At 61.0% G+C, this 13,682-nt stretch carries 11 protein-coding genes; 4 read left to right on the top strand and 7 right to left on the bottom strand.

All coding sequences use genetic code 11. The features are described from left to right. Window positions 1–100: 100 nt before the first annotated feature. On the bottom strand, window positions 101–1,588 hold the full coding sequence (rpsA, locus tag EEB13_RS00230) for a 30S ribosomal protein S1 (RefSeq protein WP_033230824.1): 1,488 nt from the start codon (window positions 1,586–1,588) through the stop codon (window positions 101–103). Window positions 1,589–1,895: 307 nt separating this feature from the next. Between rpsA and EEB13_RS00235 the strand changes: the two genes are divergently transcribed. Then, the gene (locus tag EEB13_RS00235) at window positions 1,896–2,741 is read left to right on the top strand and encodes a class I SAM-dependent methyltransferase (RefSeq protein ID WP_033230825.1); all 846 of its coding nucleotides are present in this window, start codon (window positions 1,896–1,898) and stop codon (window positions 2,739–2,741) included. Between the two features lie 3 nt (window positions 2,742–2,744). Here the strand turns inward: EEB13_RS00235 and EEB13_RS00240 are convergent, their stop codons facing one another. From EEB13_RS00240 to EEB13_RS00255, 4 genes are all read right to left on the bottom strand, one after another. After that, window positions 2,745–3,506 (bottom strand): amino acid ABC transporter ATP-binding protein, encoded by a 762-nt coding sequence (locus EEB13_RS00240; protein ID WP_033230826.1) that lies wholly within the window; start codon window positions 3,504–3,506, stop codon window positions 2,745–2,747. Next, the gene (locus EEB13_RS00245; protein WP_084702999.1) at window positions 3,503–4,459 is read right to left on the bottom strand and encodes an amino acid ABC transporter permease; all 957 of its coding nucleotides are present in this window, start codon (window positions 4,457–4,459) and stop codon (window positions 3,503–3,505) included. Before EEB13_RS00245 ends, EEB13_RS00240 begins: the two co-directional genes overlap by 4 nt. Next, entirely contained in the window at window positions 4,459–5,433 is a 975-nt protein-coding gene (locus tag EEB13_RS00250) for an ABC transporter substrate-binding protein (RefSeq protein WP_242484549.1), read from the bottom strand. The genes EEB13_RS00245 and EEB13_RS00250 overlap by 1 nt, the downstream gene beginning before the upstream one ends. A gap of 85 nt (window positions 5,434–5,518) precedes the next feature. Further along, on the bottom strand, window positions 5,519–6,616 hold the full coding sequence (locus EEB13_RS00255; protein ID WP_045071032.1) for an isocitrate/isopropylmalate dehydrogenase family protein: 1,098 nt from the start codon (window positions 6,614–6,616) through the stop codon (window positions 5,519–5,521). 19 nt (window positions 6,617–6,635) lie between these two features. On the opposite strand from EEB13_RS00255, the gene EEB13_RS00260 reads away from it, so the two are divergent. Then, window positions 6,636–7,157, top strand: coding sequence for a 2'-5' RNA ligase family protein (locus EEB13_RS00260; RefSeq protein WP_033230829.1), 522 nt, complete (start codon window positions 6,636–6,638; stop codon window positions 7,155–7,157). On the opposite strand, the gene EEB13_RS00265 is transcribed toward EEB13_RS00260, so the two are convergent. Continuing rightward, a complete protein-coding gene (locus EEB13_RS00265) occupies window positions 7,102–8,031 on the bottom strand; it encodes a DMT family transporter (RefSeq protein ID WP_141484372.1) in 930 nt (309 codons plus the stop codon). The two genes, EEB13_RS00260 and EEB13_RS00265, sit on opposite strands and share 56 nt — an antisense overlap. A 213-nt stretch (window positions 8,032–8,244) precedes the next feature. Here EEB13_RS00265 and EEB13_RS00270 point away from each other — a divergent pair, with 213 nt between their 5' ends. After that, window positions 8,245–9,246 carry a helix-turn-helix domain-containing protein gene (locus tag EEB13_RS00270; RefSeq protein WP_045070043.1) on the top strand — a complete coding sequence of 334 codons (1,002 nt, stop codon included), beginning with the start codon at window positions 8,245–8,247 and terminating at the stop codon, window positions 9,244–9,246. Window positions 9,247–9,401: 155 nt separating this feature from the next. Next, the gene (locus tag EEB13_RS00275; protein ID WP_141484373.1) at window positions 9,402–12,716 is read left to right on the top strand and encodes a protein kinase domain-containing protein; all 3,315 of its coding nucleotides are present in this window, start codon (window positions 9,402–9,404) and stop codon (window positions 12,714–12,716) included. Between the two features lie 379 nt (window positions 12,717–13,095). Here EEB13_RS00275 and EEB13_RS00280 read toward each other — a convergent pair whose 3' ends face one another. Further along, window positions 13,096–13,614, bottom strand: coding sequence for a C40 family peptidase (locus EEB13_RS00280; protein WP_051730183.1), 519 nt, complete (start codon window positions 13,612–13,614; stop codon window positions 13,096–13,098). Window positions 13,615–13,682: the final 68 nt, after the last annotated feature.

Below are 13,682 nucleotides of genomic sequence, written 5' to 3' on the forward strand. Positions count from 1 at the left end.
ACGCGAATACTTGTGCCACACAACAAAAGAACCCCGCTCCTGCTTGCGCAGGAGCGGGGTTCTTTCACAGATCTCGCTTGATCAGATCAAGCGGTAATCCTTATGCGTTGCCCGACAGCTTCTCGCGAAGTGCGGCGAGCTGTGCATCGCTTGCAAGCGATCCACCAGCGGACTCTGCCGGAGCGGAGCCTGCAGAGGCCGGAGCCTCTTCGTCGTCTGCAGAAGCCGTCTCCGAGGAGTAGCCGGCAGCAGCGGTGGCAGCTTCAGCGGCCTCGTCTGCAGCGGTCTTCTCCATCTGAACGGTGTGCATCTTGTGACGACGCTCAGCCTCGGCGTAGCGGTTCTCCCACTCTTCGCGCTGCTTGTCGAAGCCCTCGAGCCATTCGTTGGTCTCGGGATCGAAGCCCTCGGGGAAGATGTAGTTGCCCTGCTCGTCGTACGAGTCGGCCATGCCGTACTTGGACGGATCGAACTCGGCGTTGTAATCCTCGTTGGCCTGCTTCAGCGACAGCGAGATACGACGACGCTCGAGGTCGATGTCGATGACCTTGACGAGTGCATCGTCGCCGACGCCGACAACCTGGTCCGGAACCTCGACGTGGCGCTCAGCCAGCTCCGAGATGTGAACGAGGCCTTCGATTCCCTCTTCGACGCGCACGAATGCACCGAACGGAACCAGCTTCGTGACCTTGCCGGGCACGATCTGGCCGATGGCGTGCGTGCGGGCGAACTGACGCCACGGATCTTCCTGCGTTGCCTTGAGCGACAGGGAGACGCGCTCGCGGTCCAGGTCGACGTCGAGAACCTCGACGGTGACCTCGGTGCCGACCTCGACAACCTCGGACGGGTGATCGATGTGCTTCCAAGACAGCTCGGAAACGTGAACCAGACCGTCTACGCCGCCCAGGTCCACGAATGCACCGAAGTTGACGATGGAGGACACGACGCCCTTGCGGACCTGGCCCTTCTGGAGCTGGTGCAGGAATTCGCTGCGAACCTCGGACTGAGTCTGCTCGAGCCATGCACGGCGCGACAGGACCACGTTGTTGCGGTTCTTGTCGAGCTCGATGATCTTGGCCTCGATCTCCTTGCCGACGTACGGCTGGAGGTCGCGGACACGACGCATTTCGACGAGCGAGGCGGGGAGGAAGCCACGAAGGCCGATGTCAAGGATGAGGCCGCCCTTGACGACCTCGATGACGGTGCCCTTGACGGCCTCGTCCTTCTCCTTGAGCTCCTCGATGGTGCCCCAGGCACGCTCGTACTGAGCACGCTTCTTCGACAGGATCAGTCGACCTTCTTTGTCCTCCTTGGTGAGGACGAGAGCCTCGACCGCATCTCCCACGGAGACGACCTCGTTGGGGTCGACGTCGTGCTTGATGGAGAGCTCACGAGAAGGGATGACACCTTCGGTCTTGTAACCGATGTCGAGCAGAACCTCGTCGCGGTCGACCTTGACGATGGTGCCTTCGACGATGTCGCCATCGTTGAAGTACTTGATCGTTGCGTCGATGGCGGCGAGGAAGTCCTCGGCAGAGCCAATGTCGTTAATGGCAACCTGCGGCGAGGTGACGGTTGTGGAGGGCATATGTTGAATTGCTCCGGACGAGTTGTGGTCGGTTGATGGATTTTGTCGGACGAGATGCAACATTGTAGGTACCGGAATGCAGTACCCAGTTGCACAGAAACTAACAACCGGAAACCGAAACACATTCCGCACCCGAACGGTGCACCACAAGATCTCTCGTTCACGCCGATCCAAGGCCTCGGTAAAGGCCTAGTACAGATATTCGACTGAATGACAGACACTCGCGTGGGTAAGACTACGCGTCGGCGGTGCGAGCGGGCAAACCCGGGTACCCTGTCGCCGCTGGTAGCGCTCTAGTCTGTTCGACATGTCTGACGATCGCCACGCTGCCGCCAATTCCATTCTCGGGACCAGCGGAGTCGGCAGGGCCCGGGTCGACTCCGATGCGAGCGACCGCGCCAGCCGCGCGTGGTGGGACGCAGACGCCGAGGACTACCACCGCACTCATGGCGAATTTCTGGGCGTGAACAGCGCAGACGGTGAATTCGTCTGGTGCCCCGAGGGTCTACACGAAGGCGATCACCATCTGCTCGGCGACATCGTCGACAAGGACATCCTCGAAGTAGGGTGCGGCTCCGCACCCTGCGCCCGGTGGCTGGCCGGTCACGGCGCCCGGGCCGTCGGACTCGACATTTCGATGGGCATGCTCTCGCGCGGAGTCGACGCCATGACTGCCGGCGGACCACGCGTACCGCTGATCCAGGCGAGCGCCGAATTGCTGCCGTTTGCCGATGCGAGCTTCGACATCGTCTGCTCCGCTTTCGGAGCCGTTCCGTTCGTGGCCGATTCGCAGCAAGTGATGAACGAAGTAGCGCGAGTTCTACGGCCGGGCGGCAAGTGGGTGTTCGCGGTCAACCATCCGATTCGCTGGATCTTCCCCGACGACCCAGGACCCAAGGGACTGACTGCGACACTCCCCTACTTCGACCGAACGCCCTACGTCGAGGTCGACGACAACGGCGTGCCCACCTACGTCGAGCACCACCGCACGATCGGCGACCGCGTCCGCGAACTGGTGGCGGCCGGCCTGCAGGTTCACGACATCATCGAACCGGAGTGGCCGGAGTGGCTGGACCGCGAGTGGGGACAGTGGAGTCCCCTACGCGGCCAGCTCTTTCCGGGCACCGCGATATTCAGCGCCGTCAAACCCTGAGAGCTACAGCAGATTCGACAGGAATGCCTTGGTGCGATCCTGCTGCGGGTTGGCCAGAAGTTGTCGCGGCTCACCGGATTCGACGACAACTCCGCCGTCCATGAACACCAGCTGATCGGCAACCTCACGGGCGAAGCCCATCTCGTGAGTGACGACGACCATCGTCATTCCGTCTTTGGCGAGTTGTTTCATGACTGTCAGAACTTCACCGACGAGTTCCGGATCGAGAGCCGACGTCGGCTCGTCGAAGAGCATCAGTTTCGGGTCCATCGCGAGTGCCCGCGCAATGGCTACGCGCTGTTGCTGTCCACCGGACAACTGGGCGGGGTATGCGTTTGCCTTGGCGCTCAAACCAACCTGATCGAGCAGATCCTTTGCCCGCTCGATCGCCTTCTTCTTGCTCACGCGCTTCACCTGGGTGGGCGCTTCGATGATGTTCTCCAGCGCTGTTCGATGCGGGAACAGGTTGAAGTGCTGGAACACCATGCCGATGTCCTGACGTTGCTTCGCCGCCGCCCGTGGGTGCAGTTCGTAAAGCTTGCCGTTCTTCTCCGAGTAACCGACGAGGTCGCCGTCGACATACAGGCGTCCGGCATTGACCTGTTCGAGGTGGTTGATGCAGCGCAAGAAAGTCGACTTGCCCGACCCGGACGGACCGACCAGGCAGAGCACCTGCCCACGATCGATTTCGAGTGACACGCCTTTGAGAACCTGGAGTGCGCCGAAGTTCTTGCACACTCGATCTGCCTTGACCATCGGTGTCATTTGCGTTCTCCTCCGGGAGTGTCCGGGAGTGTCTCCACTACCGTCGCGTTGCCTTGCGCATCGGCAAGCGCCTGAAGCTGGCGTGTGGTCAGTGCTCGCGTGGCACCCTTCGAGTAGTACCGCTCGACGTAGAACTGGCCGATCATCAGCAGGCTGGTGATCGCGAGGTACCAGGTTGCCGCAACCATGAGCAGTGGAATCGGCTCGAAGTTTGCACCCGAAATATCTCTGGCACGACCGTACAACTCCAAGCTGTACGGAACTGCGGACACCAGCGACGTCGTCTTGAGCATGCTGATCAACTCGTTGCCCGTCGGCGGGATAATCACGCGCATTGCCTGTGGGAGAACCGTTCGGCGCATGGTCTGGCTCCACGTCATGCCCAACGCGATGGATGCTTCGGTCTGTCCCTCGTTGACCGAACTCACTCCGGCTCGGACGATTTCCGCCATGTAGGCAGCCTCGTTCAATGCCAACCCGATGACGGCAAAAAGGAACGCCGCCTGGATTCCCTGTAGATCGATGTGCACGAACTGATGCACAAACGGGATACCGAGATCGAGGCTCTTGTAGATCGACGGAAACAGCCCCCAGAACACCAATTGGACGTACACGGGCGTGCCACGAAAAATCCAGAGATACCCCCAAGCGGCTGTCCTGAGGACAGGGTTGGGTGACAACCTCATCACAGCCAAAATCACGCCAAGGACTATCGCGATCACCATCGAGAGCACTGTCAGTTGGATGGTCTTCCACGCGGCCGCGCTGATTCGCGAGTCGAACAGATACCGACCGTAGGTTCCCCATCCGAACGCGTCGTTGGTCGCCGCCCCGTAGACGAACAGTCCGAACAACACCACTACGACGATCGCAGCTATCCAGCGACCAGGTCTGCGCAGTGGGATCGCCTTGATCGGCGCCGGATCGCCACTCTCGGTTGTTGTCATGTTCATCAGCTCTCCGCGCCGTTGATCTTGGATACTTCGATGACGCCGGCCTCGACGCTCCACGTCTGAGCGATCTGTTGGTAGACGCCGTTGTCGATCAGATACTGCATGGCCTGCTGAAGTGCGGGACCCAGCTCCGAGCCCTTGACGATCGGCCAACCGTACGGTGCCGAATCGAAGGGCTCACCCGCCGCTTCCATTCGGCCCTTGCTGCGCTTGATCGCGTAGCCGGTGACCGGCGAGTCCGCGGACAGTGCGTCGACTCGGCCGAGGATGAGCGCATTCGCCGCGTCGTCCTGGCTGTCGTACTTGACCTTCTCGATCGGCGGCTTGCCTGCGGCAACACATGCCTCGCTCTTCGCAGGCACTTCGTCGATGTCCTCGGTTGTCGTGGTTTGCACCGCGACCCGCAGCCCACACGCATTGTTCGGATCGACAGGATTGTCCGGGCGCTGCGCCCATTGAATGCCTGCGCTGTAGTAGGTCACGAAGTCGACCGTCTTCTCGCGCTCCTTGGAATCGGTGAACGACGACATTCCCATGTCGTAGCTCCCCGATTGGATTGCGGGAATGATCTTGTCGAAGTCCGCTTGGTTGAAGACCGCCTCGACTCCGAGCACTGCCGCAACAGCTTTCATCAAGTCGACGTCGAATCCGACGATGTTGCCGTCCGCGTCCTTGAATTCGTTGGGCGCGTAGGGAATGTTCACCCCGATCTGGAGCTTGCCGGTTTCAGCGACCTTCGGTGGCAACAGCGCCGCAATCTCAGGCACCTTCTGCACCGTGAGTGGAGGACCTTCCGGCACAAGACCTTCGTCGTTGACCACACATCCCCCGCAGAGCGCGACAATCACGCCGACCAACAGGAGTCGAACGAGATGTATGCGTACTCCCCCGCGACGAAACACTCTTGCTCGCGCGTTTTCACCGACCACGACTCTGCTCTCCACTCGTCGATCGCCGCATCGAGCAACGCTCATTCGAAATTCAGTAGAACGGTAGGGTACGGCAGGACTTCCTCGACTAACGATTCCGAACTCCTTCCCCACCCGTGCGATACAAGAATCAGCGACGAAGTGTATGCGCGTACACCACTTCGGCGAATTCGCTGGTGGACGCAAGGCCGCCAAGGTCAGCGGTCGCGATTCCCGAGGAAATAGTGGCGTTCACCGCATTTCTGATTCGACGCGCCGCAGCCGACAACACAGGTTCGCGACGGACATCTGCCAGCCAGTCCAGCATCATCGCACTCGAGAGAAACATGGCTGTGGGGTTAGCTCGGTTCTTGCCCGCTATGTCCGGCGCCGCTCCGTGCGCAGCCTGCGCCATGACTCGAGTGTCCGAGACATTGATCGACGGCGCTGTCCCGAGCGAGCCGGCCAACTCTCCTGCCAGGTCTGACAGGATGTCGCCGAACATGTTCTCGGTGACTACGACATCGAAATCTCCACCTCGCCGAACCAGAAGTGCGGCCATGGCATCGACATGTTCATCGTCGACAACGACATGAGGGAAATCGGCGGCCACAGTGCGGCAGGCATCGCGGAAAAGCCCGGTGGTGAGGGTGAGGACATTCGCTTTGTGGACGATGGTGACGTGATTGCGTCGACGCGTCGCCAGAGCGAACGCCGTTCGGGCTATTCGCTCGCACGCTGCGCGCGTGAAAACGCCAACGGCCAGTGCGAGGTCCGGCGTCGGCATGAATTCACCGCTACCGACAGCCATGTTGCGGTCTGCGTACAGCCCCTCGGTGTTCTCGCGGACGATCACCAAGTCCATGTCCGGAACAGTCGCCTTCACTCCGCTCAGAACAGCGGCCGGACGGATGTTCGCAAAGAGTTCGAACTTCTTTCGGATCACACCGCCGGGCGTCAGCTGTCCACGAAACTCGCTCGGGTACGACGCGCTGTCATGTGGTCCGAGGATCCATCCGGGTAGCTGCTCGAGTGCGGTGAGTGTCTCGTCGGGAATCGGTGTCCCGTGACTGTCGATGGCTTCGAAGCCGAGCGGCAGTTCCACCCACTCCACGGGTTGGGCGTGAACCGAGGACATTGCGCCGTCCACGATCTCCCGAGTGGCCGGGACTATGTCCTGACCGATTCCGTCGCCGCGCATGAGTCCCAGCCGCAGGCCCGATGATCCGATTGCACTCGTACCTGTCATCGGGCAATCATTACCCATCATGGTCCAGTCGGTGGAGTTGTTACTCGGCGAGTCGAGTGAGTCGGCGATACGCGGTCAGTGGTCTGCGCTCGCTGACGCAGGTCTACCGAGTCAGGGAAAAATGGTGCGCGAGAGCAATCGACCGCACATCACGTTGTTTGTCGCGCGCGCGATTCCGCCTGAGGTCGACGAGGTCCTGACCAGACGGTTCTCGCTACCACCCTTCGAAATCAGATTGGGTGGTTACATCGTGTTCGGCGGCAGGCAGTTCGTATTGGCACGTTCTGTCATCCCGTCGAGAGCTCTCCTGCGACTTCACCGTGATGTCTTCGACGCCGCAGCCGGGTCCAGTGGCATTCCCGGGCACATCGAACCGGGTACGTGGACGCCACATGTGACGTTGGCTCGGCGGATCGAGCCGGATCAACTGGGCGGCGCGATCTCCCTACTGAGCAAGGACGTGATCGCCGGCGATTGCGGTCCGATCAGACGGTGGGACGGCGAACAGAAATTGGAGTGGTCACTGACACCGCCGGCGTGAGCGATCGAGTTGCCCGCCTGGTGACCAGGATTCCCGCGATCACGATCAACGCTCCGAGTGGTTGATTCCAGCCGATGCTCTCGCCGAGCACTATCGCGCCGAGCGCAACGCCGACGACTGGGCTGAGATAGGTGACAGTCGAGGCCGCTGTCGGACCCCACCCCTGCACGACGTTGGTGTTCCAGATAAATGCCAATCCTGTTCCGAATGCGCCGAGAACGATCATCGACCCGATGATTGCCGGTGTCAGGTGCATCGGTGTGTTGGCGATGACCGGCGACGCGAGCACCATGAACAATGCCCCGATGCTGATCTGCAGCAACGCGATGGTGCGGGTATCAACACCGAGCGGAAGGACGAAGCGACGGAGGTAGACAAACGAGACGCCATACGACGCGGTAGCTCCAAGACAGGCGATCTGCGCGCTGACGCTTCCACCAACTCCGATGTTCCACGGGGACAGCACAATCAGAACACCGAAGAACCCGAGCATGAGGCCTGTGGCTTTGAATCTGGTCAAGCTCTCCCCGGGCAGGAATGCGAGGGACGCCGCCATCGTCATGAGCGGTGTCGTGGCGTTGTAGATGCTGGCGAGCCCCGACGACATGCTCTGCTCGGCCCAACTGAACAACAGCCACGGAGCTACACATTGCATCGCCGCCAGAAAGGACATGTGCTTCCAGATTCGACGATCCTGCGGCAATCCGATCCGATTGATCGCCGAAACGATCACCAACGCCAGTGCACCGAAAACCAAGCGCCACAGGACAACTTGAGTGAAGGACAATCCTTCGAGGCCGATCTTCACGAAGAGGAAGCTTGCGCCCCACACCATCGACGCGGCGACGTACTGGAATAGCAGGCTCGCCCTCACAAGGTGAATTCGCCGTGGGGGCTCACGTCGCGGCGAGTGTCGGGAGTGCGCCCGGTCAGAGCCAGGACGTTGAGGGTGACGAGGACGATCAGACTGACGATGATGATTGCCATGTACAAAGCTTGACGCAGTAGTACATGCAGCAATAGTGGCAGAAATGCCATACTTGAACGATTTTCTGCCACGACGTCATTTTTCTGTCAGACTCGACACATGCTCGAAAAAGTGGTGGTCCCACTGATGCCGATGACGGAGGCTTTCGAACTCGGGGTGGCCTGCGAGGTGTTCGGATTCGATCGCTCGGACGAAAACTTGCCGACGTACGATTTCTCGTTGGTCGCGGCAGTTCCAGGACCGATCCGAACCCGGTTCGGATACGGCATCGACGTTCCGTACAACCTGGACGCTCTCGACGACGCGGATCTGATCATCGTGTCGGCCGGCGGGACCTACGCCGCAGACGACGACTACATGTGCGCCCCGCGCCCCGATTCGAGCGCCGATCCGCTCCTACTCAAACTCCAGGACGCGGTGAGCCGCGGCGCGAAGGTGGCAAGTCTGTGTACCGGCGCCTTCATATTGGGAGCGGCAGGCTTACTCGACGGAAAGCGGTGCACCACCCATTGGCGCCACGCCAAGCGATTGGCCGACGCCTATCCGGACGCCAAGGTCGATCCAGACGTGTTGTACGTCGACGAGGATCCTGTTTTCACGAGTGCCGGAACAGCTGCGGGCATCGACCTGTGTCTGCATATCGTCCGGAAAGAACAGGGCAGTCGCGTCGCGAACGGGATCGCCAGACGCATGGTTGTTCCGCCACACCGCGATGGCGGACAAGCTCAGTACGTCGCCAGTCCCCTTGCCACAGTTCCCGATACAACGCTGAGTCCGTTACTCGACTGGATGACGGCACACCTTGCCGAGAACCTCACGGTGACGCGGGTGGCTGCGCGCGCCAACATGTCGCCTCGAACCTTCGCCCGCCGTTTCCAATCTGAAACAGGCGCAACCCCGGCTCGCTGGCTCAGCGATCAACGCGTCCTCGCGGCGCAGCAATTACTCGAAAACAGTGATCTACCTGTCGACGTCATAGCCGAACGGGTGGGTTTCGGCGGTGGCGCGGTCCTTCGCCAGCACTTTCTCCGATTGCGGTGCACGACACCACAGGCTTACCGGCGAACATTCCGGGCTGTCACACAGCCCGAATCCCCGTAGGCGTGATTTTCCCCACAATCCGCGAGCAGAGTTACCCTGTAGATACTCGCCGAGAAGTGACGTGTGCATGTTCAAGCGACCGCGCTGCGGTCCGCTCGAGGCTTTCTCGGTGACGTTTACACACCGAAAGCAAGTGCACCGGATCGAAGTAACTGATGATCGAGAATCATCCACCGCCGACGCAGCTCGGCGAAGTAACACAGCACGACCGACCGACACGGGCTGACCTGGTCACCGCGGAACTGACGGTGGCCGGATTCGCAGATGCCCGCGAGATCGGCCGCGGCGGATTCGGTGTGGTATTCCGTTGTTCCCAGCCCGCTCTGGACCGCGTCGTGGCCGTCAAGGTGTTGACCGGCGAATTCGACAGCGAGAATCTCGCCCGATTCCTTCGTGAACAGCGTGCGATGGGCCGATTGACCGGGCACCCGAATATTCTCAATGTCCTGTCGGTGGGCGCGACCAGCAGCGGTCGGCCGTACATTGTGATGCCGTACCACCTTCAAGGTTCGATGGCAGCGTGGATCCACGCCCATGGCCGGTTCGAATGCGAGGCGGCATGTCGCCTGGGAATCAAGGTCGCGGGCGCGTTGGAAACTGCGCACCGCGCGGGGATCCTCCATCGGGACGTGAAGCCGGCCAACGTGCTTCTGAGCGACTACGGCGAACCTGAACTTGCCGATTTCGGCATTGCTCACGTGAACGGCTATCGCAACGACCGGCCGCGGGTACACGTGGTCGACGCCTTCGAAACCGCCAAGGGCATCGTCACCGGTTCGCCGGCGTTCACGGCTCCGGAGATCCTGCGCGGAGATCAGTCGGATGCCGCTGCTGACATTTACAGCCTCGGCGCGACCTTGCTCGCAGCCATTTCCGGCAGACAGGTTCCGGACGTCGCCACCGAACCCGACCTCCCCCACGAGTTACGTGTAGTCCTCGAACACGCGATGGCCGTGTATCCCGGTGACAGACCCACATCTGCCGCAGAATTCGGCGAGGAACTCAGGCAAACTCAACGCCGTCGCGGATGGTCATTGGACGAGATGGCATTGAATCCCGAACTCGGTGACCCGAATTCGAACAGCTCGAAGCCTCGCACCACCTTTTCGCCACCACTTGGAACCGGCCCCGTGTCCGGAAACGCCTCGACGCGTGGCCGAGACGACATGGGGAACCTACCGCTCGATCTGACCAGTTTCGTCGGGCGTCGCCGCGAGTTGACCGAAACGAAGAAGGCGCTGGCCGCCAACAGGCTGGTGACACTGGCCGGGGTCGGCGGTGTCGGTAAAACCAGACTTGCGCTGCAAGTTGCGAGAAGTTGCCGGCAAGCATTTCCCGACGGAGTCTGGTTGGTCGAGCTGGGCGAGATCCGAGACGAGCCCCTGGTGGCCGAAACAGTGACCGCCTCCCTCGGGCTACGGAACCTCTCCGCCCGACCGGTACAGCAGACGTTGGTCGAGCACCTGCGTCCACATCGAACGTTGTTGGTGCTCGACAATTGTGAGCAGATGCTCGATGCCATTGCTGCACTGGCACAAGCGTTATTGCAGACCTGCCCGGAGCTGCGAATCCTGGCCACGAGCCGCGAACCACTCGGCATCGGCGGGGAGAGCGTGCTCCGACTGTCACCACTGACCGTCCCGGATCACGATCAAACACCCTCCCTGCAGGGTTTGTCGGGATACGACGCGGTGACGTTGTTCATCGAACGTGCATGCGCTGTGCTTCCGACCTTCGCGATCACCGAGGACAACAGGGCCTCGGTGACGCAGATCTGCCATCAACTCGACGGGCTTCCACTTCCCATCGAGTTGGCGGCGGCCCGATTGCGTTCGATGTCCACCACTCAGATTCTCGAGCATCTCACTGACAGGTACCGGCTTCTGACCGGAGGCAACCGCACGGCTCCGACGCGCCAGCAAACCCTTCAGTTGTGCATGGACTGGAGTTACGACCTATGCACCCCGCTCGAACAGAAGCTGTGGGCCCGGCTGTCCGTGTTCACCGGCGGCTTCGAGTTGGATGCTGTGGAGGGAATCTGCGCTGACGAGTTGACATCGGCCGATGTGCTGGACGTGCTTGTATCGCTGATCGACAAGTCGATCCTCATTCGAGAGGAGCCGACGTCCGTGGTTCGGTATCGATTCCTCGAGACCCTGCGAGAGTACGGCGCGGAGAAATTGAAAGAATCCGGCGAAGCCGGACAATTACATCGTCGACATCGAGAGTGGTTCGAGCAGTTGGCATTACGGGCAGCAGCCGAGTGGATCGGACCCAATCAACTGGACTGGATCGATCGGTTGGGACGGGAACAGCCGAATCTGCACGAGGCCATGGAGCTGTGCATCTCGGAATCAGGCGTAGACCATACGGAGGCTGGGCTTCGGATGGCCGTGGCAATTTTTCCGTTCTGGTTCTCCCGAGGGCTGTTCAGCGAAGCTCGACACTGGTTCGACCGAATCCTCGCGTGCGACTCCGAGACACCGACGGTCGCCCGATTGGAAGCGCTCTACGCTGACTGTCGGCTTGCATCCATCCAAGGCGACACCGAGGCGGGCGCCGCTCTTGCCGAGGAAGCGCGCGCGAGCGCGGAGTCACTGGGAAGTCCGGACGCGGATGCGCTCGCGTCGTACGCCTGCGGTGTTCTTGCCCTCTTCAGCGGTAATCCGAAGCAGGCAGTCACGGACATCTCACATGCATTCGAAGTGTTCCGCCCCGAGGACAACCTGCTAAGACATGTCTGGGCACTGAACCATCTCGGCCTGGCCTACCACCAAATTGGCGACACCAGCCGGGCCATCGCGTGCTACGAGGAGTCGCTCTCGATCACCGAACCGCTGGGCGAGATCGTGTACCGGGGACGTTCGTGCTGGAATCTCGGGCTCGCATTGTGGTCCGACGGTAACCAAGCGCGAGCGAAATCGCAGCTGAAGAAGGGGCTGACGCTGGCTCGGCTCGTGGACGATCCGTTCGGTTCGGCATGGTGCATGGAAGTGCTGGCATGGATCGCGGCAGACGCGAAGCGCTACGGACATGCCGCTGCGCTGATGGGCGCAGTGCAGACGTTATTGGACGAGATCGATACTCCGGCGATCCGTGTCCTCGGCATGACTGCCAATCACGAGGAGTGCGCACGAGTGTCAAAACTCCAGCTCGGTGCTCGAAAATTCGACACCGAGTTCAAGAAGGGCGCGAAGCTGAAGATCTCGGAGGCCACGGCGTTGGCGCTCGACGAGAATCCACCGGTCACTGTTCCGTCGAACCAAATCGGACCGAGCCTGACCAAACGCGAGTCGGAAGTCGCCGACCTCGTTGCCCAAGGGCTGACGAACAAAGCGATCGCCGCGAAACTGGTGATTTCGATTCGCACTGCTCAGGGACACGTCGAACATATTCTGACCAAGCTCGGGTTCAGCTCGCGTGCTCAGATCGCCGGATGGGTTGTCGAACAGGCACGAAACGTCACGTGAGGCTGAAGTGGGGAAACCGATCGCCCGGCTCCTTGCACCGAAACGCGACTCGCGACTGCTTGTCAGGCATCGCGTGCCGGACAGAATCGATCAGCGTGTACAACCACGGACCTTCATCCAACTCGACAATCGCGATGATCGGAATCCGCGCAGATGCTGACCCGCAATTCTCTCCTTGCACATATCGCCAGGAGACGATGGTGCCTGTGCCGCAGCACGGAACCGAGTGGAGAAACCGACAGCCACATTCAGGGCAGGACTGCGTCAGTGGTGCGGACAACCTTCCGCACCCATCGCAGTGCAGAATTGTCAGGCATCGAATATCTGTAGTTCGACTGTCCATCACTCTCTGCACCTCGCGACGTTGTGGGGCGTTAGATCAGTACCGGCGTGCGGCGTGGAAAGGCATCGAGTCGACCGGCGCGTACGTGACCGACTGTCCGGACGTCGGCGCGTGCACTACCGTGCCGTTGCCGGCGTAGATGCCAACGTGGTCGCCGCCGTAGTAGAGCACCAGGTCACCCGGCTGCAGGTCTCCTCGAGATACGGGGACACCACCGGCTTCCTGTGCGTAGGTCGTCCGGGGAATGGACACTCCGGCCTGCGCGTATGCCCACTGAACCAATCCGGAGCAGTCGAACGAGCTAGGTCCGGTCGCGCCCCACACGTACGGTGCCCCGACCTTCGACTCCGCCGCGCTCACCGCCTGCGATCCGGCTGACGAGTAGAACGCAACCTGCTGAACGTGCGTCGACTGAGACGGAGCCGCCAGCGGTTGAGCACTCGCACCGGCGGTAGTCGAGGCAAAGGCTCCTGCGGTGAGTGCACCGATAATGATGGCGCTTCGAAGAATGCGGGTCAGAGCGGCGTTGGTTCGAGAGGTTGTGCGTACAGCCATGAGCTTGTGGATTTCCCTTCAGGATGTCCCGCAGCCCGATCGGGTTGCGGCGATGCCCACAACTCTGT

Origin of the sequence: Rhodococcus sp. WS3 (assembly GCF_003797085.1) — a bacterium.
GTDB classification, from domain to species: domain Bacteria; phylum Actinomycetota; class Actinomycetes; order Mycobacteriales; family Mycobacteriaceae; genus Rhodococcus_F; species Rhodococcus_F globerula.